Raw genomic sequence first — 25,713 nt, forward strand, 5'->3', positions numbered from 1 at the left:
CCGTGTGGTGATCGAGGAGGGCGCCTCGCTGGTCCGGTCCACCGTGCGCGGGCCGGCCATCATCGGCCGGGACACCACCCTCGTCGATACCTATGTCGGCCCGTTCACCTCGATCTTTCACTCCTGCGTCATCGAACGGACCGAGATCGAGTACTCGATTGTGCTGGAGCGGGCGACGATCCGTGGGATCGGGCGGATCGAGGACTCGCTGATCGGCCGGGATGTCGAGGTCGTCCCCTCCGCGGCCCTGCCCAGGGCGCATCGGCTCATGCTGGGCGACCACTCCCGCGTCTCGGTGGCTACGACGGGGACCTGAGGCCTGCCCGGAGCGGATGTCCCTTGCGCATCCGTGACGGACTTCGTGGGGCGGGCGTCGGCCGGTGACCGCCCGATCCCGATCCCGGACCCGATCCCGGACCCGTGATCGCGGCCTCCCGCGTGCCCCTGGCTCCGCCCGCCCGCACCGCGACGGCGAGGCAGAGAACGACGAGCACCGCCGACAGCGCGAAGACCGTGATCGTGACGCCGATCGGGAACGGCGCCCAGCGRCCGGCCCCCGCGACGATCTCGGGAACGCGGGCCGGGGTGAAGGACACCTGGCGCGGCAACCAGTAGTACGAACAGACCGCCAGCAGCCCCAGACCCTGCATCAGCAGCGCGCCGACCAGCGTGACGGCGGGTGCCAGTCGCTCCCGGCCGCGCAGCGCCGCGCGCAGGCCCAGAGCGAACACCACCCCCAGACCGACCAGCCCCAGGTAGAGATACCGGCCCTGGACGGCGATGCCGCGGGTGTACTGCTGGTACTCCGCCCAGCTGCGCTGCCCGACCATCAGATAGGCGAAGGCGACCGGGAGCAGCAGTACCGCCGGCCCGGCGGTACTCGCCAGCCGGTCCGGCCGCGCGGCGCGGCGGGGTCCGGCGGCCAGCGCGGCCGCGCACAGTCCGACAACCGCCCCGGTCGCCACGACGATGGCGACCGGGGAGAGCTGGGGCGGCTCGAACAGGCCAAGCCCGCCCCAGAAGCGGCTGATCATAGTCCGGAAGAAGTACCAGAACCAGGTGAGGAAGGAGTCCGGAAGCAGCAGTGGTTCCCGCCGCGGCGGGTTCGTCGCCCACCCGTTCGGCTGGACGGAGTCGTACAGGACGTAGTTCCTGATCCACCACCAACCTCCCAGGGCGAGCCCGAGGCCGACCGCCAGCGTGGCCGGCGTCCATGGCAGGGAGCCGATCGCGCGACGCGACGCGAAAAGCCGGCCGGCCGGATACGCGGACCGTTCCGGTGCCTGCCGCCCCGCACGCCGCAGGCGCCACCAGCCGACCAGATAGGCGGCGACGATCATGGCCGGCAGGGCCAGCGCGAACGCCTTGGTCAGCAGGGCGATTCCCAACCAGATCCCGGCCCGGGCGGCGGTGCGGCGACGCATGTCGCCGCGCAGCACACCCACGAGAGTGACGGTCAGCCCGCCGGTGGCGAGCATCAGGAGGCCGTCATTGTTGAAGGTGGCACCGACCCTGGTGAACCCGGGCACGGCGAGTGGCAGGGTCGCCGCGGCGAGGGCCGATGGTTGATCCAGTCCGAAGCGGCGTGCCGCCAGCCATGCCAGCAGGGGCAGCGGCGCGACCACCAGGATGTTCAACAGACGCAGGACGAAGACCTGCTGGTCATAGGCCCAGTGCTTGGAGCCCGRCAGGGCGTCGAGCAGCCTGGCGCCGACCACGTAGATCAACGGTGGATGCTGCACCATCTGGTTGGAGAGACGGCCGTCGCCGACGGGGGCAACCCCGCCGAGGGCGTCGAACGACTGGYGCTGGCCGCGTGGCGTCGGATCGATCTCGGCGAAGGACGGGGAGCCCCGCCGTTTCCCACCGGCCTGGAACATGTCCTGGAAGCGGCCGCGGTCGAAGTCGTCAGAGGTCGCGGCTACACCCGTCGAGATGATCTTTTTGCCTGGTGCGGGCCAGCCGACTCCGTGCTGCAGGCCGTAGACCATGTCCACGTGCTGAGCCTCGTCGTATCCCGTCCAGGTCGGATACACGAACGCGTAGCTGAGCAGCAGGCCGAGGTGAACCGCCGTGATGAGGAGCAATAACACCGGCACGCGCCGCGGACCGGGCATCGACACCGCCTCGGCGGCTGGCCTCGTCCCTGCCGGCCTCGTCCCTGCYGGCCTGGTCTCCGCCGCGGGATCGGGCGTGGAACCGGTGGTGTAGATGCAGTCGATGATCGACGGCTCTGGGGCATCCATGGTTGACGCCAGCGTAGACGACCGATGTGAGAGGTTGGACGAGCTCGGCGTGGGGTAACCGTTGCCTGTCTGTCGCACTCTTCTCGACACGGGCTGATCCTGGGYGGATCCTGAACYGGGCGGGTCACGGTGTCTGCGACACTCGGAAGGTGCGTTTTCTCGTGACCGGTGCCGCCGGTCAGCTCGGGGCCGACCTCTGCCGGCTGCTCGAGGCCCGAGCCGCGGAACCGGGCTCCCCGGTGTCCGGCTGGGCCGGTCTGACTCGGGCGGAATTCGACATCACCGATCCGGCCCGGGTGCGCGCCGTCCTGCGCGACCAGGCGCGTCCTGCGAAGATCCAGGGTGGGCTGGTCGTCTTCAACACGGCGGCCTGGACAAACGTCGACGCGGCGGAGTCGGACGAGGCCGGCGCCTATGCGGTCAACGCCACGGGGCCGGCGCACCTCGCCGCGGCCTGCGCCGAGGTCGGCGCGACCCTGATCCATATTTCGACTGACTACGTCTTCGACGGGCGGGCCGCCAAGCCCTACGAGGTCAACGATCCTACCGGTCCCGTCTCGGCGTACGGCCGGACGAAACTGGCCGGGGAGGAGGCTGTCCGAGCCCTGCTGCCCGATGCCTCGTATGTGGTGCGCACCGCATGGGTCTATGGCCGGACCGGCAGCAACTTCGTGAAGACGATCTCACGCCTGGCCCGTGAGCGGGACACGCTGTCCGTTGTGGACGATCAGGTGGGCTCGCCGACCTGGTCGGCCGATCTCGCGTCGGGGCTGCTCGAACTCGCTTCYTCGACGRCACCGACCGGCGTCTACCACTGCACGAACGCCGGCGAGACCACGTGGTTCGGCTTCGCCCGCGAGATTGTCGCCGCTCTGGGCCAGGACCCGGCCAAGGTGACGCCGACGACGACGGAGGCATTTCCCCGTCCGGCCCGGCGCCCGGCCTACGCGGTGCTCTCCGGGCGGTCATGGGTGGACGCGGGACTCACTCCTCCGCGGGCCTGGGACGCCGCGCTGTCCGCGGCCTTCGCCGCGGCGGGCGACGCGCTGCGCGGCTGATCGTTCTGCCGGGTACCGATCTTTCTGTCGATCGTTGCGCGACCGGCCAGCGTCGACCCACCGCACCCCGGCCGTGGGCGGGGGCGCGCCTGACTCTCGCCTGATGTCCGGTCCCCGCCCGGCCCCGTCTTCCCGATCTACCTGGCCCGATCTACCTGGCCCTTCGGCGACGGTTCCCGGTGGGCGCCGATCGTGTTGACTGTCACAGTAGAATTTTGCACGATGAGAATAAGTGCGCGTGCTGCAAAGTTATCGAGAAAGAGGATATCGAGGGAGCGGATCGAGATCGGGGAAGCGGTGACGGGGAAGGATCCGACGGCGGCACCCGCGGCGACCGTCCCGGGTCGGGCTGGCGAGCCCGGGAGGTCGTCCGGGCCGGGGCTGCGGGAGCGCAAGAAGCGGCAGACCCGCCGGGCCCTGCGGGCCGCGGCCATCCGGCTTGTCGCGGAGCGTGGTCTGGAGAACGTTTCGGTCGACGAGATCGCCGCCGCGGCCGAGGTTTCCACCCGGACGTTCTTCAACTACTTCCCGACGAAGGACGACGCGATCGCCGGCATCGATCCCGAGGACATCACCGAGATCAGCACGGCGCTGGCGGAGCGTCCTCCCGAGGAGGAGCCGCTGGCGGCGTTGCGGGCGGTCATGCTGGACCGGGCCGCCCTCGTCGCACCCGATCAGGTCGAGCTGTGGCGCGTCCGGCTCGCGATCATCCGTGCCCATCCTCATCTGACCATGGCCTACGCGGCCAGTTGGAGTTCCTACGAACGTGCTCTCGCCGAGGCGATCGGCCGGCGTTGCGGGCTCGATCCCGATCGTGACCCCTACCCCGTCGTGCTGGTCGCGACGACGTTGGCCGTCGTGCGGACCCTGACCGTGCGGTGGCAGGAGTCCCCGGATGACGCTTCGTTGCCCGACACTCTCGGCCGCGCCTTCGACATCCYGGCCCGCGGCCTGGCTCCGCCCGGCCCCTCCGGCCCCTCCGGCCCCTCCGGCACCTTGGGCACCTTGGGCGGGTCCGGCGCCCCACCCGAGTCCGGCGGGTCGGACGGATTCGACGTGGTGGGCACCCCGAACGCGCCGATCATGTCGTCCCACCGGGAGCACCGGGAGCACCGGGAGCACCGGGAGCACCGGGAGCACCGGGAACGAGAACAACGAGGACAGCGACCCGAATGAGATCGACCGAGCACGTCGACGTCAGCGACGACCATGAAGGGAGCCGGTCATGACGCAGGCTCGATCAGCGGAGTCCGCCGAGCCCGTGGACTCCGTGGACTCCGTGGACTCCGTGGACTCCGTCGAGTCCGCCAGAACCGGCGCCGGCACGTCTCCGGCGCCCCGCGGCGGCGCCGTGATCCCCTCGCCGGTCTCCGACCAGCGCCGGCTCTGGCTGATCATGGGAGCGCTGCTCCTCGGAATCCTGCTGGCCTCGCTGGATCAGACGATCGTGTCGACGGCACTGCCGACGATCGTCGGGGATCTCGGCGGCGCCACCCATCTCTCCTGGGTGGTGACTGCCTACCTGCTGGCCTCCACGGTGTCCACACCGGTCTGGGGCAAGCTCGGTGATCTGTACGGCCGCAAGATCCTGTTCCAGGTGGCGATCGTCATCTTCCTGGTGGGCTCGATGATCGCCGGTGCCAGTACGTCGATGGGGCAGCTGATCGCCTTCCGTGCCATCCAAGGGCTCGGCGGCGGCGGGTTGATCATCAGTGCGATGACGATCATCAGTGATCTCGTTCCGCCGCGCGATCGAGGCCGTTACCAGGGGCTGTTCGGCGCGACGTTCGGTGTGTCGTCGGTGGTCGGTCCGCTGCTCGGCGGCCTGTTCGTCGACCATCTCTCCTGGCGCTGGGTCTTCTACGTGAACCTGCCGGTGGGCGCGGTCGCCCTGGTGGTGACGGCGTTGGCGCTCCCGGCGACGAGGAACCGCATCAGGCACGTCATCGACTACCTCGGCACCGTGCTCCTGGCCATGGCAACGACCAGCCTCGTGTTGCTGACCAGCCTGGGCGGCACCACCTACGCCTGGGGATCACCGGAGATCATCGGGATGGGCGTCGCGGGAGTCGTGCTCCTCGTCGGGTTCGTGTTCGTCGAACGAGTGGCGGTCGAACCCGTGCTGCCGCTGACGCTGTTCCGGGTCCGGGTGTTCTCGGTGGCCGGCGCGGTCGGCTTCGTCGTCGGCTTCGCGATGTTCGGCGCGATCGTCTTCCTGCCGCTGTTCCTCCAGGTGGTGAAGGGAGTCGACCCGACGGACTCCGGCCTGCAGATGCTGCCGGTGATGGGTGGGCTGCTGCTCAGCTCGATCATCTCCGGYCGGCTCATCAGCCGGTGGGGCCGTTACAAGATCTTCCCGGTCGTCGGTACCGCGATGATGTCGATCGGCCTGTTCCTGCTGTCGTTCATCAGTCCCGACATCTCCACGCTGCAGCTCACGTTGTCCATGTTCGTCCTCGGGGTCGGGATCGRCGCGGTCCTGCAGGTCCTGGTCATGGCCGTGCAGAATGCCGTCGACTACCGGCAGATGGGCGTGGCCACCTCGGGTGCGACCTTCTTCCGGTCCATCGGCGGGTCGTTCGGTACCGCCGTGTTCGGCGCGATCTTYGCGAACCAGCTCAGGGGTAACCTCGCCGAGCGGTTTGCGGGCATCCCGTTGCCATCCGGTCTGTCCGCCTCCGGTTCCAACCTCAGCCCCCAGGTGCTCCACAGGCTGCCCCCGACGATCCGGGACGGATTCGTCCAGGCGTTCTCGGACGCGATGCAGACCGTCTTCCTGGTGGCGGTGCCGATCGGTCTGTGCGCCTTCGCGCTGGCCTGGTTGCTGCCCGAGATCCGCCTGGGAAACACCGTCGGCGGCCCGCGGCCCGCGGCGCCGGGCTCGGCGAAGGCGGATGAGACCGCGGAGGTCCTCAAGTAGCCGCGATTTCGACCGCGCGTCGGCGTCTGCGCGGGACGCCCCGTCGGCACGCGGTCTTTCTGCTGCTGGTCGCCGCCGGGATCGCCGCTCGGGTCCTGGTGATCRTCACCTACCCGCCCGCGCTGATGTACCTCGGGGATTCGGCGGCCTACCTCGACCAGGCGTGGCGGGACATTTGGCCGGGCGACTGGCGGCCGTCGGGCTACCCGATGTTCCTGCGGATCCTCGACGGCCAGGCCCACCTGACGCGGGTCGTCGTCGTCCAGCACCTGCTCACGCTGGGCGCGGCGGTGGCGCTCTATGCGGTGGCGCTGCGGGTCGTCCGCCGGCCGTGGCTCGCCGCCCTCGCCGCCACCCCCGCGCTGCTCTCCCCGTGGGTGCTGGACCTCGGCCAGTTCGTCCTCGCCGACAGCCTGTTCGGGGTGCTCGTCTCGGTCGGCGTGGCGTTGCTCGCGTTACCGGGACGCCCTCGGCCCGTTGCCTGCGCCGCCGCCGGCCTGCTGCTCGGCGCAGGCCTGTGCGTGCGGACAGTGGGCTACGGCCCGCTGGCGGTCGGCCTGGTCGTCCTGCTCGGCACCGTGGTGGCCGACCGGCGGCGCGCGACTTCCCGGGCCGGGTCGGTTGCCGCTCCTCGGGCGGYCCGACCCGTCCTCGCCTTCGTGCTGGCCGCCGCCGCGCCGATCCTGGCCTACTCCGGGTGGAGCGCCTCGGCGGGAGGGGGCTTCRCCGTCTCCGCGCACTCCGGGTTCTTCCTGTACGGGCGGGTGGCGCCGTTCGCGGATTGTTCCGCGCTGTCACGAGCGGACCTGCGCACCCTGTGCGACCCACGGCCGGTCGACGAGCGTGGTTCGCCGGTTCGCTACCTGTGGCCGGCCGGCTCCCCTCTGCGTCAGGGGCACCGGCACATCCCACCGGGGCGGGAGGACCTCGCGGCCGAGTTCGCGGACGAGGTCGTGCGTCACCAGCCGTGGATGCTGGTGACGACGTCGGCCCGGTACCTCGTCGGCTATCTCTCCCCGGTCCGGCATGAGACGACGAARACCTCGCGGGCGGACACCTGGGAACTGCCGTCCGGCGTGACCAACGTGCTGACCCCGGACGATCCGCATGCCGACGACGGCTATTTCGTCGCGACCGAGGTGCRCAACCCCACGGCGGGCTGGCTGGCCGGCTACTCTCGCCTGGCCTACGCTCCGATGCCGCTTGTCGGCCTGGGTCTGCTGGCGGGTCTCGCGGCAGTACTGCTCGAGGCCGTTCGCCGGGTACGCAGGAGTGGGGTGACGGCGGCGTGGCCGGGGCTCGGGCGGCTGTTCTGGCTGGCCGCCGGGGCCGGCCTGTCGACCCTCGTGCTGTCCGCGCTGACCTCCGGATTCGACTACCGCTACCTCGCCGCGGTCATCGGGCCGATCGGATCGGCCGCGGTCCTGGGCGCGGCCGGCTTAGTTGCCGCGCTCCAAAGCCGGACCGCCGGACAGCGCCGACCGCCGGATAACAGCCCGCCGGACAGCTGACGCCAAGCGGACGATACCGTCGTATCCGCCAAACGATCGTCGCTGATGTTCGATGGGCTGACCGGCGTTGCGGCGTGGTAGTCGGGGCGACACTACCCGGCCGAGGCGGAGAGGGTTGCCGACGTGCCTGGCGGGGATGCGTGGCAGGCGGTCGAGACCTCCACGCGGGTGCCTGGGACCGGTGCGGCGCCGGAGGCTTGGCGGGTGGCGGATCCGGGGCGGCGCTGGCTTGTGATCGGGGTGGTCGCGGCCGGCATGGTTTTCTCCGCGCTCGGCGTGCTCGTCGCCGCGGTCGTGCCTCCCTTCACCTCGGCCGACGAGGCACAGCACACCGCCTACGCGTTCGACGTCGCCGACGGCTMGTTGCCCGTGCTCGACTCGCCCGTGCACTCCCGCATCCCGAGCATGCCGGGACTGCCCGCCGACTGCGTGGTGCCGCCGCCGCAGGCGCGGGCCGCGGTGGCCTCCCACGTCGATCGGCTCTGTGGGGTGCGCCTCGGCCGACCACTGGCGAACGTCGACCTCACCTACACCGCGAACCATCCACCACTGTTCTACGCGGTCGAGGYCGTCCCGCTCCGGACGGGCGTCGCGCTGGATCATCCGCTGGCCGGTTTCCGGGCCGCCCGCCTTCTCAACGTGGCGTTTGGGATTACCGCGGTGATCGCGACTGCGGCGCTGGTCCGCGGTGTGCTGCCGGGGCGGCCCGGTGTCGCGGTCGGCGCGGCGGCGATTGTCGGCGTGGTCGGCATGTTCGTCCTCATCTCCGGCCAGGTCTACAACGACACCCTGGCGGTGGCGACCATCACCGGCCTGCTCGCGGTGACCGTTGCGATCATCCGCCGGGGACCGGGGCCGCGGACCTTGGCGGCACTGGCGGTGCTCGGCCCGGCGGCGGCGGCGAGCCGGGCCAGCGGCGCGCTGGCCGTCGCGGTGGTCGTCCCGGCTCTCGCTGTCGCCGTCTCGATGTGGACGTCCGGTGGCGCGCTGCGGCGAGCCGGGCGTGGCCTGACGGCCGCGGTCGTGCTCGTCGCGCTGACCTTCGCCGCGACCGGCTGGTTCTACCTGCGTAACGTGCGCCGGTACGGCGATCCCACCGCCTCGGGCCGGGTCGCCGAGATGTTCCCGATCCGCGATGGGCGGACGTCGGCCTGGCAGGTGTCACGCGACAGCGACTTCTGGTGGCACATCTACCGCGGGTTCTTCGGACGTTCCGTCCTGCTGACCGGTCACGCCCGGACGATCGCCGTCGGGGTCGCGGTCGTGACCGGTGCGGGTCTGGTCGCGGCGGGGATTCGGGTCCTGGGCGCCCGGCTGCGGACCGTTGCGCGGCCGGGCACTCGGATCGCGGATACCACCGATACCCGGCCGGCGGACGACGGGGCGGACGACGGGCATCCCGAGGCGGATCCACCGGGAGGTCGGCTGGCCGGCAGCGTCGTCATCGGCCTTCTGCTCACCCTGCACTGCCTGCTCGTCGTCGCCACCCTGGTGGGCTACGTCGCCGTCGGAGGCGCGCCGTTCACCCGGTACCTGCTGCCGATACTGCCGATCCTCGCCCTTGTCGTCGCGGCCTGCTGCGGATCGCTGCCGCTGGGCCGTCGCGGCCTGCCGACGGTCGCGGTCGTCGCCGCGCTGGCGGCGCTCACCGTGGTCATGCTCATCCGTGACCTGGCATTCAAGCGGCCCGCGCTCGCCCCGCTGGCGAACCTGGACCGGCTGCGGACCGCCTGGGACCAGACGGCCCCGGGCCCGCCCGACCTCGGGCTGTCGTGCCTGGCGGGATGGGCCGTTCTCGGCGGTGTCCTGCTCGTCGTCGCGTTATGGAAGCTCGCTGACCCGGCGGTAGACGGCCGCGGTGAGCTGCGCGGTGCGCCGCCAGGTGAACGTGCGGGCGTGCGCCCGGCCGGCGTCGGTGTCGCCGGGGGAGTCGAGCAGCTCCAGGATCGCTTCGGCGAGGTCGTCGGCGAACGAGTCGCGGTCGGTCTGCCGAACGAGCCGCACCGGACTGGTGGAGCGGGTGATGGTCAGCCCGGGGGCCTGGCCAGGGGTCTGCTCAGGGGACCGGCAGGCGGGGGCGGCGACGTCGACGAGAGCGGCGGTGACCTCCCGCACGGTCGGGATGTCGGCGGCGACCACCGGAGTCCCGGCGGCGAGCGCCTCCAGGGGGGGTAGCCCGAAGCCCTCGTACCGGGACGGGAAGCACAGCACGCTCGCTCCGGCGACGGTCATCCGCAGTGCCTCGCTGTCGAGATAACCGGCGACGACGACGGCGTCGGACGGCAGGTTCGCCAGGTCCAGTGCCGGTCCCCACCCCGGAGGCCCGACGAGCACCAACGGCGGAGCGTCGATTTTCGCCGCGTGCAGCCGGCGGACCGCCTCCAGCAGCGCCGGGAGGTTCTTGCGGGGCTCCACCGAACCGACGAACAGCAGGTACCGCTCGGGCAGGCCACGGGCCCTGCGCCAGGCGAGGCTCGGCTTCGCCGTGGTGAACCAGGCGTCGTCGACGCCGAGCGGCGTCGGGGTCACCAGCGCGGGGTCGAGCCGGTAGGCCGTCACCACCTCGTCGGCCACCGCGCGGCTGGGCGTCAGCACGGCGGACGCCCGGCGCAGGCCGCGGGGGACCAGATCGCTGTAGCGGGCGGACGCCGCCGTCACCGTGTCCGGGGTACGCAGGTAGGACAGGTCATGGATGGTCAGCACACCGCGGGCCCGGCGCAGCGGTGGAAGGACGAAGTTCGTCGCGTGCACGACGTCGGCGGGGCCGGTGAGCCACTCGACGGGCGGGTACTCCGAGCGGGCCCAGGCATCCTGCAACAGCCGGGCCGGTGCCCGCCGGGCCGCCGTTCGCACCCCGGCCGGCAGCGCGCCCGGCAGCTCGTCCAGCCCGCGCCAGGTGAACGCCGTCGCCGCGAGTTCCCACCCGGCCCCGGCTTCCCGCCCGGGCTCGGTGGCGAGCCGGGCGAGCCCGGTCAGCAGATGCTCGGTGTAGCGGCCGACCCCGGTGCGTTGCCCGAGCAACGGCGTGCCGTCCAGCACGACCCTCATGCCGGAATCATCCCCTCCTTTCCGGGAGTGCCACGCCCCGCCGGTTCACCGCTCGTACAACCCGTGCCGGATGGCGATCTCCCGCCATTGCCGCGCGAACGCCGCATCGGAGAAGGTCTGGGCGCGTTCGATCGCCGCGGCGGCGAGCCGACCGCGTAGACCGTCCTCGGCGGCGAGCCGGCGAGTGAAGGAGGCAACCTGCTCCGGGCCGGTCCATCGGTAGCCGTCGATTCCGTGCCGGACGATCTCTCGCTGGYCGGCCCGGTCGATGACGACGGGAACGCAGCCCCCGGCCATCGCCTCGACGGTGGTCATCCCGAAGTGCTCCGCCGTCCAGGGACGCCGGTCATCGTCCTCGCCGTACCCGGTGGCCGACCAGAACACCGAGCTGGTCGAGAGCAGCCGTTCGACCTCGGCGCGCGGGGCATTGGGATGGATCTCCACCGGCAGCCCCGCGCCGGCCGCCCGGACCTGTTCCAGGTAGGGCAGTTGAGAGTCCTCACAGCCGCCGACGACGTGCATCGTCCAGTCGGGCAGGTTGCCCGCACGGTACAGGTCGCCGAACCACTGCACCATCTCCAGCTGTCGCTTGGCGTGGCCGAGGCCGGGGGCGAAGAACCGGCCGACGGTGACGACGGCCTTCTCCCGCCGCGGCGCCGGATGCAACCGTTCCACCTGGATGGGGGGGAACAGCAGGTCGGCGTCGCGCTTCCACAACCGGCGGATCCAGCCGCGGGTGAACCGCGAGTTGGCCATGACCACGTCGTAGCCGTCGAGGTAGCCGAGGTCGGCCGGGTCCCGCAGCAGCCAGGGGAAACGCAGCGGGAGCCGGGCGATCGGCCCCTCGCCACCATCGGTGACCCGGGGGCGGCTCACCGCCACGCCGAGTTCGCGCACGTCCGCCGCGCCTGGCGAGAACGCGTCACTGACCAGGGTGAGCTCGGTACCGTTCGCCGACGGCGGCAGCGATACCTCGAACGGGGTGAAGTCGGTGCCGATCCGCAGCTTGGCCAGCACGCCGCCGTCGGCGTCGAGGAGGCGCAACGCCGTACCGACGGGCGCGCCGGGCCGGCCGATATCGGCGCGCAGGGTGCGCCGCTTGCCCGGGCTGACGGCGAGGATGCCCGCCCCGTTCGTCCAGGTCCACTGCCGGCGGCGGCCGCCCTCCGGCGGGTACCAGCCCTGGCCGAAGCTCACCGCTGGGCGAACCCCGCGCAGCAGCGGCCCGGCCGTGCGGACCGCGGCCTTGCGCCAGGCCGCCATGTCGTGGTCGAACGGCGTCGGGAAGAAGCACAGGTACGCCGAGTGGCGGGCCTTCGGCATGATCCGGCTCATGTACGAACCGTTTACGAACAGGTCGTAGCGCCTGGAGAGGACGGCGATGGCCTCCTCGCCCCGGTCCGGCAACCGCACGTACCGGCAGTCGGCGAGATCCAGCCCGAGATGCTCGCCGAGCGCCGCGAGGTCGACCTCGGAGTGCCCGAGGAGATCGACCACGGCGCCCTCGGCGGCCAGTACCTGGGCGATCATGCCGTTGTGGCGTTCCCCGCCGCCCATGGAGTGCCAGAACCGGTTGTAGACCGCCGCCCGCACCCCGTCGGCCGGTTGGTCGTTCTCGGCCGGTTGGCCGGCTCTCGCGGGATCGTTCATCGGGACACCAGCCAGCTCTGCAGGCTCGCCCGCCGTTGCGCGGCGCTGCGCCCGATCTCGCGCCGGGCCCGCAGCATGTCGGGCAGCAGCCGCAGGTAGGAGCCATACACCCGCAGCCGCAGCAGGGTCGGTCGGATCGCGGGCTGGCTGCGCGCGCGCCAGGCCTGGCGCAGCGTGCGCACCGCGATCGAGACGGTGGTCAGCGGGTAGCGGATCACGGCGGCCAGCGCCATCGGCGCGGTCGCGTCCTTGGTGAGCATCAGCAGCCGGTTGCGGTCGGTGTGGAAGACGAACAGCGGTGACCATTCGACGCTCGACGCCGAGTGGATGTGACGCAGCACCGCCCCCGGGACGTAGCGGATGCCGTACCCGCGGGCCCGGATCCGCCAGGACAGGTCGGTGTCCTCGTAGTAGAGGAAGAACGCGTCGTCGAACCAGCCGAGCTCGTGGCCGAGCGACGAACGGATCGCCATCCCGTTCCCRCAGGCGGTGAACACGTCCTCCGGCTGGTCGAACTGGCCGACGTCGACCTGCTGGTAACCACGGTCGGCACCGTAACCGTCGGTCAGGACGATGCCGCCGACGTTGTTGATGACGTCCACCCGCGGCGCCTCACCGCCGACGGTCAGCGACACCGTCGTCGACTCGGGGCCCACCGCGAGGTCCGCTCGCCCTCCGGCCGACGTGCCGGTCGGGCCGTCCCAGCTCAGGGTGACCTGTTTGCGCGATTCCGCCGCCCAGGTGAACCCGAGGGTGACCGGGCCGCCGTCGGGGATCGGCACGCACAGTTCGCCGTCCCCTCGGGTCCAGAAGTACGGCGAGCCGCTCGGTCCCTCGGCACCATAGGTGAGGTTCTCCCAGAGCACCTCGCGCAGCGCCTCGCGCCCGTCCACCGTCACCGAGGACACCCGCACCCCCAGCTCGCGGGAGTCGTGCGGACCCGGGACGAAGGTAGGCGTGTGCAGCCTGATCCGCAGGAACCGGGGGAGGAAGACGACCTTGCCGGTGGTGGCGCCGAGATGCCGGCCGCCGGGCTCGTCGAACGGCGCCAGCAGCGCCGCGAGCCAGGTGGGCTCGGGGATCGCGTCGTTGTTCACCAGGACCGCGAACGGCGTCGTGACCTGGCGCAGCGCCAGGTTGTTGCCGCCGGCGAAACCGAGGTTGCATTCCGCGGGCACCACGCGTACCCAGGGGTAGCGCTCGGCGAGCAGCTCCCGCGAGCCGTCGGACGAGGCGTTGTCGACCACCCAGGTCTGGTAGGCGAAATCCGCCTCCTGCTTGGCGATGCCGTCCAGGCAGGCCGGGAGGAGATGCGCGCCGTTCCAGTTGACGATCACGATGGTCGCCAGCGGCTCGACGGTCTTCGACTCGACGGCCGATCCCGCCTCCGGCCGGGTCGGGCGTTCCTCGCTCATCCGCGCAACCTCGCATCGTAGTCGACCTTGAGCAGTCCGTCCGCCTGCGCACCACCGACGCCGAACAGCTCCTCGAACCGGCGGGTGGTGACCGGGACGCCGGTGGCGGCGTCCGAGACGTGCACCTTCACCGCGAAGGCGCCGAGCAGCTCGGGCAGGCGTGGTACCGAGAAGTCGACGATGTGGCGGCCTGGCCCGATGGCGAGCCCGCCGAGTGGCGTCTCCATCATCCAGATCGGCACCTCGTTCTGGCCGACGATGTAGGTGTGCAGGTACACGTGCTCGGGGGCACCCTCGGTGACGTCGAACTCGACGCTGACGGTGAGGGACTCGCCGGGGCCGTACTGCACGGTGGGCGGCCCGCCCGGCTCGTGGCTGAAGGTGACCGACTCCGGCCTGACCGTGGCGTACTGGTAGGAGACCGGTTCCCCCGCGGGCAGGCTGCCCAGCTTCTGCCGCAGCAGTTTGGTACCCACGGCCGGCGGGCCGTCGAAGAACAGCGACCCGGACTCCAAGACCAGGATGCGATCGCACATGTTCTCGATGAGGTCGAGGGAGTGCGTCACGAACAGGATCGTGYGGCCCTGGGCCCGGAATTCGGCGATCTTGGCCAGGCACTTGCGCTGGAACGCCTCGTCCCCGACGGCCAGGACCTCGTCGACGAGCAGCACGTCCGGGTCGACGTGCACGGCGACGGCGAAGCCGAGGCGGACGTACTGGCCCGACGAGTAGTGCTTGACGTCATCGTCGATCTTGTGGCGCAGCTCGGAGAAGTCGACGATGGAGTCGAAGAGCTGATCGATCTCCCGTTTGGACAGTCCGAGCAGGGACGCGTTGAGGTAGACGTTGTCCCGGCCGGAGAGCTCGCCGTTGAACCCGGCACCGAGTTCGAGCAGCGAGGCGATCCGACCGTGTACCGAGACCCGTCCGTCTGTCGGGCGCAGGATCCCGGCGAGCACCTTGAGCAGCGTCGACTTGCCCGAGCCGTTCGCACCGGCGAGACCGACCGTCTGGCCTCGTCCGATCGTCACGTCGATGTCGCGCAGTGCCCAGAAGTCGTCCCCGGCGGGGCCGCCCCGACGKACGAACCGTTCCTTCAGACTGGTCGCCCGGTTGTGGTACGAGACGAATTTCTTGCTCACTCCGGCGGCCTCGATCACCACGGGCGCCTCGCGCGCCGGGTCGGGTGACGCGGCGGCCTCCCTGCCCTCGGGCGGGGCGGCGGGGCTCGGCGGGTACGCGGACGAGTATCGGGCCACTACTGCTACTCCTTGCTGGCCGCCTGCGGACGTCCCAWCATGATCGCACCGCGGTCGGCGTGCTGGCTCCCGGGGCCTTCGGCGGGCGACGAGGACAGGGCCGGTCCGCCACGGGCCGACTACAGATCCTCGGCGAAGTCCGCCTGCAGGGCGCGGAACACGTGCAGCCCCAGCCACAGCAGGGCGAGGGAGWTCACCCCGGCGACGGCGAGATGTTCCAGGTAGAACGTGTAACCGGGGTTCGCCAGGATGGGGGCGGAGCCCGTCGAGTTACCCGGGGGTGGATCGTAGATCGCCCGCTGGAACGTGATGACCACGACGGCCATCGGGTTGAGCAGATACACCCAGGTCAGGTCGGCCAACCTGTTCTGGATGAGGCCGAAGGCGTACACCATGGGATTCAGCCAGAACCAGGCGAGCAGCGCCACGTCGAGCAGATGGGCGGTGTCGCGGTAACGCACGTTGAGCGCGCTGACCAGCAGGGACAGTGCCACGGTGAAGGTGAGGGCGACGGCTCCGGCCGGGACGAGCAGCAGCAGCTCGGGGCCGAGCAGGCTGTAGCCGAGCGCGAGGATCACCACGAACAGGACCAGCAGTTGCAGCAGGAAGTGCACCGCGGCGAAGCCGACCGCCGACAGGGGGAGCACGGCGAGGGGARAGCGGACCTTCTTGACGAGGTTCGCGTTCGCCACGACGCTGCCGCAGGACGCGGACACGCTGCCCGAGAAGGCGTTCCAGACGAGCAGCCCGGACATCAGGTAAATACCGAAGCGGGGGATTCCTGATTTCAGCACGATCTGGAACACGAAGGTATACACGACGAGAAGGAGCATCGGGTTCGCCAGTGACCAGGCGAATCCCAGCGTCGACCCCTTGTACTTGACCTTGAGATCCTTGCGGATGAGATTGCGCAGCAGTTCCCAGCGCACCCTCGTCTGGGCCCGGCTGCGACGGGCCAGCCGGCTCACGTCCAGCGCGTGATGGTGCTCCGGCCCGGGCGGCCCTGGCGGACCGGTCTGCGGCTCCGGGGCGGACGGAGCCACCGGCGGCAGCGCGGCGTCAGCCAGATGTGACACGGCCCGCCCTCCCCGTCTCCCGAACGCGCGGGTACCGCTCGCCGCCATGGCGCGACTGGAGCTGCACCTGTCCGCTCCTCCTCGACACTTCGGCTCGACACTTCGGCTCGACACTTCGGCTCGACACTTCGGGGACCTGAACACTACCGAGACCGAGGCGCCCCTGGTTCGTCCCACGTCCAAGCGGGTTCCGCGACTCGACCGGCCRTCTTTTCCGGCTACCGAGAGTATCGCCCTGCTTGCGGAAGAATAGTCAATGGTGTCCAGGGTCGAACTGGCCCGCTTCTCGTCAGAATCGGACGGTACCGTGCCATCGCCGGGCGGGCGACGCCACCCACTCCKGTGGCCGACGGCCAGAGCACGGTTCATAGTATTGATCCGTCCATCTGGCTTCGGCCGGCCGAGGCCGCGGGGGAGAATCCCGACGCACGCCGGCCGTCGTGGCTGACCCGGCGGAGGCGGTCGTAACCGGCCGCATGGAGCGGTCGTAACCGGCCGCACGGAGAGGACGGTCGTGTTCACCGACGTCCGGCTACGCGAAGTGTGGTCGCACCTGGAGTCGGGCGGGGCACAGGCCCTGACTCTGGATGTCTTCGACACCCTCCTGTGGCGCATGGTGCCAGAGCCCGCCCATGCCTTCGTGCTGTTGGGCCGGYGGCTCGCGGACGCGGGCCACCTGCCCGCCAGCGTCTCCCCGGGCGAGTTTGCCCGGCTGCGGGTCCACGCCGAGCAGCTGGCCCGCCTGCACGCCGAGGCCACCCGCGGTACCCATGAGGTGCGGCTGGACGAGATCTGGCAGCTGCTGCTGCCTGCGCTACCCGGTGCCCCCGGCGTCCAGGACCTCCTGGACGCAGAGGTCGCGGTCGAACGCGAGCTCTGCCGCGCCGACCTCGCCGTGGTGGAGCTCGCCGAGCTCGCCATGACGAAGCTCGGCCTGCCGGTCTACCTGCTGTCCGACACGTACTTCTCGGCCGGCCAGCTCGAACGGCTGCTGAACCGGCCGGAGCTGGCCGGCGTGCCCTTCACCCACATCTTCACCTCCTCCGACGCAGGGACGTCGAAGAGTGACGGGCTGTTCCAGCACATGCTCGCAGCGTCGAACCTGCGGCCGTCCCGGGTCGTGCACCTTGGCGACCACCCCGTCGCCGACGTCGAGGGCGCCCGCGAGCACGGGCTTGTCGCCATCCATTACCCGAAGTACTCCGGGGCGCTGGAGCAGACCCTTGAGCTCGAGGGTCTGCGTAAGGCGCCGAGCGACGACCTCCCGATCGACCCGGTAGACGGCGACTACGGGATGACCGCGTTGCGAGCCCGGTCACTGCACCGTGCCGACGCCCTCGCGGTCCCCGCGGGGCTGCGCCGGTACTGGGAGGCCGGCGCGACGGTCTTCGGGCCGGTCTTCACCGGTTTCGCGGAGTGGGCTGTGGAACGGGCCCGTGACTTCGGCGCCGACCACATCCACTGCCTGATGCGGGAGGGCGACTTCCTTTCCCGCCTGCTCGTCGGTCCCGGCGAGGATGTCGGGGTCACCATTTCGACGCTGTGGGCGTCGCGGCAGGTGTGCGCGCTGGCCAACGTCTTCGAGGGCAACCCCGAGGAGCTCAGGAGCTTCCTGGTCCGTCGGCACGCGCCGAGTGTGGGGCAGTTGCTGCGCCAGCTCGGGGTCCGGCTGGAGAACGTCGCCGGCATCTCGGCGCTGGCCGACCGCCGCCTCGACGTGCCCGGCCTGCTCGACGACACCCTCGAGGCGCTCTGTTCCGATGAGCGGATCCGCAGCGAGATCGTGCTGACCGCGTCCCGCCTGCGTGAGCGTTACGTGCGCTACCTCGACAGCCAGCTACCCGAGAGCGGCCGGGTCGTCTTCCTCGACCTGGGCTGGGGCGGGACGATCCAGGCGCTGCTCACCCGGCTGCTCGCCTCCACCGGCCGCGGGCTGGACATCCTCGGCCTGTACCTGGCTACGAACCAGGCGGCGATGACGCACCGGTTGGCCGGTCTGGAGCTGGAGGGATATGTTGCGACAAGCGGTCAGCCCGAGACCCTGGCGAACCAGCTCATGCGTAGCCCCGAGGTACTCGAGCAGCTTTGCATGCCCGACGTCGGGTCACTGGTCTCCTTCGACGAGATGGGTAATCCGGTGCTCAGCATCGACCGGACCTCGCGGACGCAGGTCGCCCAGCGAGCCGCCGTCCAGGACGGCGTCCTGGCCTTCCAGCGGGAATGGCTGCGTTACCGGCGCTCGGAGACCCCGATGCCGTCGCTGGCCTGCGCCGGGGCGCGCCAGGCGGGGCTGCGGACGCTGACCCGCTTCGTCGCCCGGCCGACCGCGGTGGAGGCCGCGGCCTTCGGTGCCTGGGCGCACGACGACAACTTCGGCTCCGACGCCACCGAGGGCCTGCTGCCGCCGGAGCTGGTCCGCCGGATGCCGTATCTCACCCCGGCCGACATCGACCGGATCTCCATGCGCGAGCTTTACTGGCCCGCCGGGGTGGCCGGGGTCGCGAACCGGCCGCTGGCCGTGATCAGCGGGCTGGCCGCCGCCGCGGGCATCCCGCCGGAGGAGGTCTCGCCCGAGGCCGCGGCGGGGCCCGTGGAGGTCTACATCGACACGGGCGGGGACTTCGTCAACGGTCCGAAGGAGACGGCGGTCACCCGGTCGGCCCGCGACGGCCTGTCGATCGTCCGGCTCAGCCTGGAGGCGGTCGGGGTACGCCGGATCCGCATCGACCCGGCGGGTCGGCGCGGTCTGCTCCGCCTGGACTGGCTGACGCTGTCCTTTCATATCAACAACACCCCAGAGCCGGACAAGATAACCATCACCTCGCTGGACGATCCCGCCCAGCAGCTCGCCCTCCTCGGCTGCCGGCTGCTCCAGCCGAACCTGGTAGAGATCACCGGGGACGACCCACAGTTCGTCTACACGATCGACCTCGCCACACAGCCGCAGCTCGCCGGGGTCTACGCCCTCGACGTCGAGCTGGCGTTCGGCTGGATGGGCATCCGGGGTGATCCGCTGGCCCTGCCCGCGGCGGAGCCCGCCCGCGACGGTCTGCCGCTGCGGGCGGCCYGCAAGATCCGGCGCGAGCTCGGGGGATCGCGGTGACGGACCACCCGGACTCAGAGCGCAGCGAGGTTCGGGACAGTTTCGCCGAGCTCGCCGCCGTCGCCGCCGGGATGGACGCCGGAACGGACCTCGAGGCCCGACCAGGCACCGGACCGGGCACCGGACCAGGCACGGCGCCCACCTGGCAGGGCGATCACGCCGTCGAGGTCGGGGACGCCGCCGAACCCACGCTGGCGCCCCTGCTCCTGCACTCCCTGYCCGATCTGCGCGAGATCTGGGTGCCGCTGCTGGAGACGTCCGGGGCGCGCAGCATCGCGGAGATCGGTTCCGAGAGCGGGGTCACCACCTCGCTCCTCGTCGACCTGCTGCGCCGTGGCGGTGGCGGGCGGTTAGTGGTCATCGATCCCGAGCCCGGGGTGTCGCCGGCCTCCGGCGGGGGCCTCGATGTGCACGTGATCCGGGGGCACAGCCCGCAGGCGCTCGACGGCCACGCGCCGACCGACGCCTACCTCATCGACGGGGACCACAACTACGCCACCGTGCACGGCGAGCTCACCGAGATCGACCGAGCGGTCACCTTGTTCGGCCGGTCCTACTTTCCCCTGGTGATCCTGCACGACGTCGGCTGGCCGGCAGGCCGGCGCGACCAGTATTACAACCCCGACCGCATTCCCGAGGGCGCCCGGCAGCCGCACTCGTGGGACGTCGGTGTCGAGATCGACAACAKGGAGACGGTTCCCGGGGGATTTCGGGGCATGGGAGCCTTCGCCTGGGCGCTGACCGAGGGCGGTCCGCGTAACGGGGTGCGCACGGCCGTCGAGGACTTCGTCGCAGACCACCCTGACCTGCGTTTCTTCACCGTGGCACCGATCTTCGGGTTGGGCGTGGTGATCGACCGGCGGGCTCCCTGGGCGCGTCGCGTCGCCGACCTGCTCATTCCGTGGGTGTCCAACCGGCTACTTTCCCGCCTGGAGCGCAACCGCATCGACCTCTACCTGCACGTCCTGCGGTTGCAGGACACCGCGGCGGCGGTCGCCCGGGCGCGGCAGCGGGAGTGGGCGCGCCTGGACGACGAGCGCAGCCGGCTCGCGGCCATCGAGCTCGAGCACCTGCACCGTATCGCCCAGCTTGAGCAGGAGGTCGCCGAGCTCCGCCGGCGCGAGCAGGAACGCGAGGAGCGGTGGGCCCAGAGCCACTGGGCGGCCGCGGACGTCGACGAGCCCAAGCTGATGCAGGTCGCGCGGATCGCGAACTCGGTGCTGCGGTCCCGGCTGAGCACCACCGGACAGGACCGCCTGGCGAGGGTACAGACGCGGATCGCCGATGCCGGCGCGGGTCGCGGCGCCCTGCCCGCGCTGCGCCGTCGCTCGGCCACCCCGGTGCCACCCCCGCCGGCAGCGGCGCCGCCGGGCATGCGGCGACCGCCCTCGGAGCGGACCTCRGATGGTCAGCAGACCGGTTGGTAGGGCACGTCTGAGATGTGGCGCTGCCATTCGGCATCGGTGATCTGCTTCGACGGGTCGGCGCACGCGGCGGCGATCAGGTCGGCGTCACCGATCCGGCTGATGCGCACGGTGTAGTCGTCGCTTGYCGTGGCGATGCTGTGGCTGTCCGGTGTCCACGCCAGGGCCTGCACCCAGTCCCCGTGCCCGGTGATGGTGCCGATCGCCGGCGGCCGGCCCGGTTCGGTGACATCCCACAGGTGCACCGTGGTGTCCCAGCCCGCGGTGGCCAGGGTCCTGCCGTCCGGGCTGAACGCCACGTCGAACACCCATTTCTCGTCGGCCGGGAAGGAAGCGGTGGCCGCCGGCCGAGACGGATTGGTGATGTCCCAGATTCGGGCCGTACCGTCATAGGCGCCCGTGGCGAGGCGCCGGCCGTCCGGGCTGAAGGCGACCGCCCACACGTAGTCGGTGTGCGCGGTGATGGCCGCGAGCGGTCGCGGCCGGCGCGGATCGGTGACGTCCCACAGCCGGGCCGTCCGGTCGGCGCTGGCGGTCGCCAACAGGTGACCATTCGGGCTGAACGCGACCTCGTTCACCCAACTGGTGTGGCGGTCGAGCACGGACAGTTGACTGGGGCGGSGCGGATCGGTGACGTCCCACAGCCGGGCCGTGTTGTCATAGCCCGAGGTGGCGAGGACCTTCCCGTCCGGGCTGAACGCGGCGTCGAGTACCCAGYCGTTGTGTCCGAGGATGACGGAGAGTTCGACGGGGTGGCGCGGATCRCCGAGGTCCCACAGGATCACCGACCGGTCGTAGCTGACCGTGGCGAGCAGCCGTCCGTCCGGGCTGAACGCCGCGTCGAGCGTCCACGAGGTGTGCCTGGCCAGGGTGGCGAGCTTCACCGGATGGGAACGCGCGGAGATGTCCCACAGCTGGACGAGGTTGTCGGCACCGGTCGAGGCCAGCAGGCGCCCGTCCCGGCTGATGTCCACACCGAGCGCCGACTGCGTGTGCCCGTCGAGCACCGTCGCCGTCGCGGCGGCGAAGGAGGTGCGCAGGGCGGCGCGGGCCTCCCGCACCGGGCTGATGCGGTAGGCCGCCAGGGACAGCCGGGCGGCCAGGTTCGCATCGGAGTTGCGGACGGCCTCGGCGGCCAGAGCGACGCGAGCGGCCGTCTCCTCCCGGCTCGGCCGCCGGTCACTGCCGGTGGTGAGCGCGAATGGTATGAGGGCCGCGATGAGCAGGACCGCGAGGAGCGGGGCGGCCAGCAGCGCGACGCGGCRCCAGTTCCACCGGCCGCGGTCCCGTGCCGACAGGTCGACGGGCGGCCCGGCGCCGACCGACCCGCTTGAGGCAGACCCGCCCGGGRCAGACATCTGTCCGGGCGCGCAGCGGTCCGGGTCGGTCCGCTGCGGKGGCGCGGGCATCGACACCCCGGCACGGATGACGCGGGTCACCTCCGGGTCGGGATGCGTGGTCGGACCCATTCCGACCAGACGCAGGAACAGCTCCTGGGCACTCGGCCGGGTGGCCGGGTCCTTGCGCATGGCCTCTTCGACGATCGGCCGCAGGGCTGGAGCGAGACCGTCGAGCAGTGGTTCGCKGTGTACGACGCGGTAGAGCTGCACCGGCGTCGGCCCGTCCCMGAAGGGGAAGGAACCGGTGCCCGCATAGGTCACCAGGCCACCCCACGCGAAGACGTCCGCCGCCGCCGTCACCGGCTCGCCGTTGGCCTGCTCCGGGGCCATGAACGCCGGTGTACCGATCCGCTGGATCTCCTGGCTGAGCATCGTCGGGGCGTCCAGCGCCCGGGCGATGCCGAAGTCGATGACGCGGGGACCCAAGGCTGAGAGCAGCACGTTGGACGGTTTGAGATCACGGTGTACGAGGCCGGCGCCGTGGATGGCGGTCAGCGCCGCGGCCACGCTGACCGCGACGCGCTCCAGGTCGGCCGACCGCAGCGGGCCGTCCGCGGCCACCGTCTGGGCGAGGGTGAGGCCGTCGATGTACTCGGTGACGAGGTAGGGCCGCCCGTCCGGCGGATCGACGACGCCGAGTACCTCGGCGGTGCAGAAGCGGGCGACCCGGCGCGCGATGTCGGCCTCCCGGCGGAACCGGGCCCGGAACTCGGGCACCCGGGCCAGGTCGGGCCGAATGACCTTGACCGCGACGAGCCGGCCGGCGTGCTCGGCGACGTCCGGCCTGCCCCGCCCGAGGAAGACGGTCCCCATCCCGCCCTCACCGAGGCGTCCCAGCAGCGTGAACTGGCCCAGTTCGGTCGGGTCGCCGCTGTCGAGGGGCTCGATGGACGGCCCCGTCAGACCGCTGCCGCCCACCGGGCCGAAGCYCGGCGCCGAGGACGTCCCCCGTCCCGACCGAGCGGCGGGTCCGGAGGGCGTCTCGGGTCCCACGGGGTTCGCTTCGGAGGCGGGGTCGGGTCGAGCGGGCGATGCGGACGGGGGCGCCACCGTCCCCGCGTTGCCCGTCTCCCGCTTGCGGCGCAAGACCCCTCCCGAACCGAGATGGTTGACATCGCGGATCCTATGCGCCTCGGAATCACCATCCGAGGCCCCCGAGCCCCGATGCGCAGCGCCGCCGTGGCCGGTTGCGCCTTGTCCGAGGCCCAGGATTCAGTGTTACTCTCCGTGAGAGAACGCGCACGATGGTCGGATGGTTTCCGGTTCCTTGTCGGCGATGCCGGATCAGGGGGAGCGCGGATGCCCCGCGGCGGAGGGGCCCTGGCCGGTGGGCTCCGGACTCGTGCCGGCCGCCGGGCCCGAGCCGGTGACCGCCTTCGAGCCGGTGGTGGCATCCGGCGCGCCGGCGGTCCGCGGCCGTTTCGGCGGCAGGTGCGACGGATACGGCGCGAGGGGTGGAGCCGGCCGCTGTCCCGTCGATGGCGACCGTCCCCTGGACGAGGACGGAGGCTGAGCGGGGGCCCCGCCGGCGGAGCGGGTGGCCGGACCGCCGGTGACAAGGACCCCGATGCAGCAGGCCAGGGCTGCCACGGCGAGGACGCACACCGCGCCGGCAAGCCACGTCAGGGCGCCCTGCGGCCATGGGGCCCACGCCACCATCGCGTCCCACGCGTCGCTGAGGTCGCCGCCCGTGGGTCGCCAGAAGTGCGGAAACACCATCGAGATCGCCCAGGCCTGCAGGGTGGTCGCGCCGGCCAGGAAGAGCAGCGGCATGATCCGGGAGAGATAACGGCCGGTCGCCGCCGCACCCATCCCGACCCCGATCGCCAGCGACGCCAGGCCCGCGTACAGGTAGCGGCCGGAGATCCCGCTGACGTGGAAGTACCTGTCGAAGTTCTTCGCGGACTGCAGGGTCATCAGGCCGAACAGCGCCCAGGTGGGCCAGAGCAGGAACAGCAGGTCCACCCGGATGCGTCCGGTCCGGGCCCGGATGAGGGCGAGGGCGAAGAAGACGATGACGACGGCGGTGCCCGTGCGCACCGGGACCGTCGTCAGGTTGACCTCGAACCATCCGAAGGATCCCCACCAGCGCAGGATCGTCCCGTTGATCAGCAGCTCGGTGTAGGCACCCCAGTCGTCGCCCAGATACTGGCCGAGCGGGAATCCCGGCGTCTCCGGTTGGAAGGTGCCGTAGCGGACGATGTTGACGATCCACCACCAGCCGCCGAGCGCGATCGCCAGCGCGCCGCCAAGCAGCAGCTGGCGCCAGGGCACGCGAAGCGCGGAGGCGGGTGGTCCCGCGGGTCCGGCCTCGGCGAGCAGGAAGGGCTCCGTCCCGGTGGGGTGAGGGCCCGTTGTGCGGGGGCCGGTTGTGCGGGGGCCGGCGGGGTAAGGGGTGGCCGGGTAAGGGGCGATGGCGGCTGGTCCGGTTACTGCCACGGCGACCGCTGGTCCCCGCGCCCACGCAGCCCGGGCGTCGCGTCGGGCCCGGCCCCAGGCGACGAGGTAGGCCAGCGCCGCCATGGGAACCAGCGTGATCGCCAGTGACTTCGTCATCAGGGCGAGGCCGACGAAGACCCCCGTCCAGGTCGCGGTGCGCAGGGAGGTGTCCCCGCGCAGCACGTAGACGATCGAGACCGTGGCCAGGCCGCTGGTCAGAACCAGCAGGTTGTCGTTGTTGACGCTGGATCCGATGTGGGTGAGCTGGGGGATCCCGAGCGGTACCAGGGCGGCACAGATCCCCGCCACCCGGCTGCCACCGCTGAGCCGGTTCGCCCCGGCCCAGGCGAGCAACGGCAACGGCGCGACCATTGCCACGCTGATCAGGCGCAGGATCCCGATGATCTCGTCCCAGCGCAGGTGGTCGCCACCGCCGGGGACGGCCTTGAGAATCATGGCGTCAACCCAGTAGTACAGCGGGGGATGCTGCACGAGCTGCTGGATGCTACCCTCCGGCGCCGGCGTCCGGTCCAACTCCTCCCAGCTGGGACGATCGTGGCGGGGGACGGCGTCGGCCGCGGTGAACGGGCCGGCGGACAGGTCGCGGGGCCGCTCCTCGGATCCGTAGGGGGCAGCCATGATCGCCCCCACGCCGCCCTGCGTCACGATCGCATGGCCCGGATGCGGCCAGCCCTTGCCCTCGACGAGCCGCATCACAGCGTCCACGTGGTTTGGTTCGTCGGGCGCATGGTATTGCGGCATCATCACCGACCAGCCGGCCAGCAGCGCGGTGAAGAGCAGGGTGATCACCCAGATGGCCGCGGGGATGGTGCGGAGAATCCCCCACGGCCGGAAGCGCGTCCCCATCGGGAACACGTCTCCGCCGGCCTCGGCGTCGGCGCGGGCCGTTGCGGTCGAATCCACAGAGTCACCCACGAGTGGCAGAGTCCCATCGGACGAAGGTGGAGTCATGCTACGGACCCCCGATTCCCCGTCGACATCATGGGTGCCCTTCTCCCGTCAGCCCTGGTCGCGCACGGTGGTGAGGGTGCTCCCGGGCGGGTGTCCAGACCGTTGTCGCGGTGTTCCCGGACCGTCAGTGTTCCCGGACCATCAACGTCGCAGCCCGCAACCATCATCCTGACCRCCCGAGGGCCGGTTCAC

Annotated in this window: 15 protein-coding genes; 7 read left to right on the forward strand and 8 right to left on the reverse strand. The window is 71.3% G+C overall.

What is annotated here, in order from left to right:
- The first annotated feature begins 4 nt into the window (after positions 1–4).
- Entirely contained in the window at positions 5–316 is a 312-nt protein-coding gene (locus CcI156_RS26645) for a hypothetical protein (RefSeq protein ID WP_254847294.1), read from the forward strand.
- On the opposite strand, the gene CcI156_RS06540 is transcribed toward CcI156_RS26645, so the two are convergent.
- The gene (locus CcI156_RS06540) at positions 300–2,246 is read right to left on the reverse strand and encodes a glycosyltransferase family 39 protein (protein WP_371681768.1); all 1,947 of its coding nucleotides are present in this window, start codon (positions 2,244–2,246) and stop codon (positions 300–302) included. The genes CcI156_RS26645 and CcI156_RS06540 overlap by 17 nt on opposite strands.
- Before the next feature lie 149 nt (positions 2,247–2,395).
- On the opposite strand from CcI156_RS06540, the gene rfbD reads away from it, so the two are divergent.
- The 4 genes from rfbD (at position 2,396) to CcI156_RS06560 (ending at position 7,735) form a co-directional block, all read left to right on the forward strand.
- Entirely contained in the window at positions 2,396–3,304 is a 909-nt protein-coding gene (rfbD, locus tag CcI156_RS06545; RefSeq protein WP_254847295.1) for a dTDP-4-dehydrorhamnose reductase, read from the forward strand.
- A 297-nt stretch (positions 3,305–3,601) separates the two neighbouring features.
- Positions 3,602–4,480, forward strand: coding sequence for a TetR family transcriptional regulator (locus CcI156_RS06550; protein ID WP_076804765.1), 879 nt, complete (start codon positions 3,602–3,604; stop codon positions 4,478–4,480).
- 49 nt (positions 4,481–4,529) lie between these two features.
- Complete coding sequence (locus tag CcI156_RS06555) at positions 4,530–6,224, forward strand: MDR family MFS transporter (RefSeq protein ID WP_076804766.1); 1,695 nt, start codon at positions 4,530–4,532, stop codon at positions 6,222–6,224.
- Between the two features lie 98 nt (positions 6,225–6,322).
- Positions 6,323–7,735 (forward strand): hypothetical protein, encoded by a 1,413-nt coding sequence (locus CcI156_RS06560; protein WP_076804767.1) that lies wholly within the window; start codon positions 6,323–6,325, stop codon positions 7,733–7,735.
- 1,821 nt (positions 7,736–9,556) lie between these two features.
- Here the strand turns inward: CcI156_RS06560 and CcI156_RS06565 are convergent.
- From CcI156_RS06565 to CcI156_RS06585, 5 genes are all read right to left on the reverse strand, one after another.
- The gene (locus CcI156_RS06565; RefSeq protein ID WP_011435173.1) at positions 9,557–10,783 is read right to left on the reverse strand and encodes a glycosyltransferase family 1 protein; all 1,227 of its coding nucleotides are present in this window, start codon (positions 10,781–10,783) and stop codon (positions 9,557–9,559) included.
- A gap of 45 nt (positions 10,784–10,828) precedes the next feature.
- Complete coding sequence (locus tag CcI156_RS06570) at positions 10,829–12,433, reverse strand: glycosyltransferase (RefSeq protein ID WP_076804768.1); 1,605 nt, start codon at positions 12,431–12,433, stop codon at positions 10,829–10,831.
- Positions 12,430–13,848 (reverse strand): glycosyltransferase family 2 protein, encoded by a 1,419-nt coding sequence (locus CcI156_RS06575; protein ID WP_011435175.1) that lies wholly within the window; start codon positions 13,846–13,848, stop codon positions 12,430–12,432. Before CcI156_RS06575 ends, CcI156_RS06570 begins: the two co-directional genes overlap by 4 nt.
- Positions 13,845–15,107 carry an ABC transporter ATP-binding protein gene (locus CcI156_RS06580; RefSeq protein ID WP_076804769.1) on the reverse strand — a complete coding sequence of 421 codons (1,263 nt, stop codon included), beginning with the start codon at positions 15,105–15,107 and terminating at the stop codon, positions 13,845–13,847. The genes CcI156_RS06575 and CcI156_RS06580 overlap by 4 nt, the downstream gene beginning before the upstream one ends.
- Before the next feature lie 119 nt (positions 15,108–15,226).
- Positions 15,227–16,183 carry an ABC transporter permease gene (locus tag CcI156_RS06585; RefSeq protein ID WP_076804771.1) on the reverse strand — a complete coding sequence of 319 codons (957 nt, stop codon included), beginning with the start codon at positions 16,181–16,183 and terminating at the stop codon, positions 15,227–15,229.
- Positions 16,184–16,697: 514 nt separating this feature from the next.
- Between CcI156_RS06585 and CcI156_RS06590 the strand changes: the two genes are divergently transcribed.
- Both CcI156_RS06590 and CcI156_RS06595 read left to right on the forward strand, forming a co-directional pair.
- Positions 16,698–19,286 carry a haloacid dehalogenase gene (locus CcI156_RS06590; RefSeq protein ID WP_076804773.1) on the forward strand — a complete coding sequence of 863 codons (2,589 nt, stop codon included), beginning with the start codon at positions 16,698–16,700 and terminating at the stop codon, positions 19,284–19,286.
- A complete protein-coding gene (locus CcI156_RS06595; protein ID WP_076804775.1) occupies positions 19,283–20,713 on the forward strand; it encodes a class I SAM-dependent methyltransferase in 1,431 nt (476 codons plus the stop codon). The genes CcI156_RS06590 and CcI156_RS06595 overlap by 4 nt, the downstream gene beginning before the upstream one ends.
- Here CcI156_RS06595 and CcI156_RS06600 read toward each other — a convergent pair.
- Both CcI156_RS06600 and CcI156_RS06605 read right to left on the reverse strand, forming a co-directional pair.
- Entirely contained in the window at positions 20,695–23,028 is a 2,334-nt protein-coding gene (locus CcI156_RS06600; protein WP_076804776.1) for a WD40 repeat domain-containing serine/threonine protein kinase, read from the reverse strand. The genes CcI156_RS06595 and CcI156_RS06600 overlap by 19 nt on opposite strands.
- A 366-nt stretch (positions 23,029–23,394) precedes the next feature.
- Positions 23,395–25,473 (reverse strand): DUF2142 domain-containing protein, encoded by a 2,079-nt coding sequence (locus CcI156_RS06605; RefSeq protein WP_235462814.1) that lies wholly within the window; start codon positions 25,471–25,473, stop codon positions 23,395–23,397.
- Positions 25,474–25,713 lie beyond the last annotated feature (240 nt).

It is taken from the genome of Frankia sp. CcI156, assembly GCF_001983015.1.
Taxonomy (GTDB): Bacteria; Actinomycetota; Actinomycetes; order Frankiales; family Frankiaceae; genus Frankia; species Frankia casuarinae.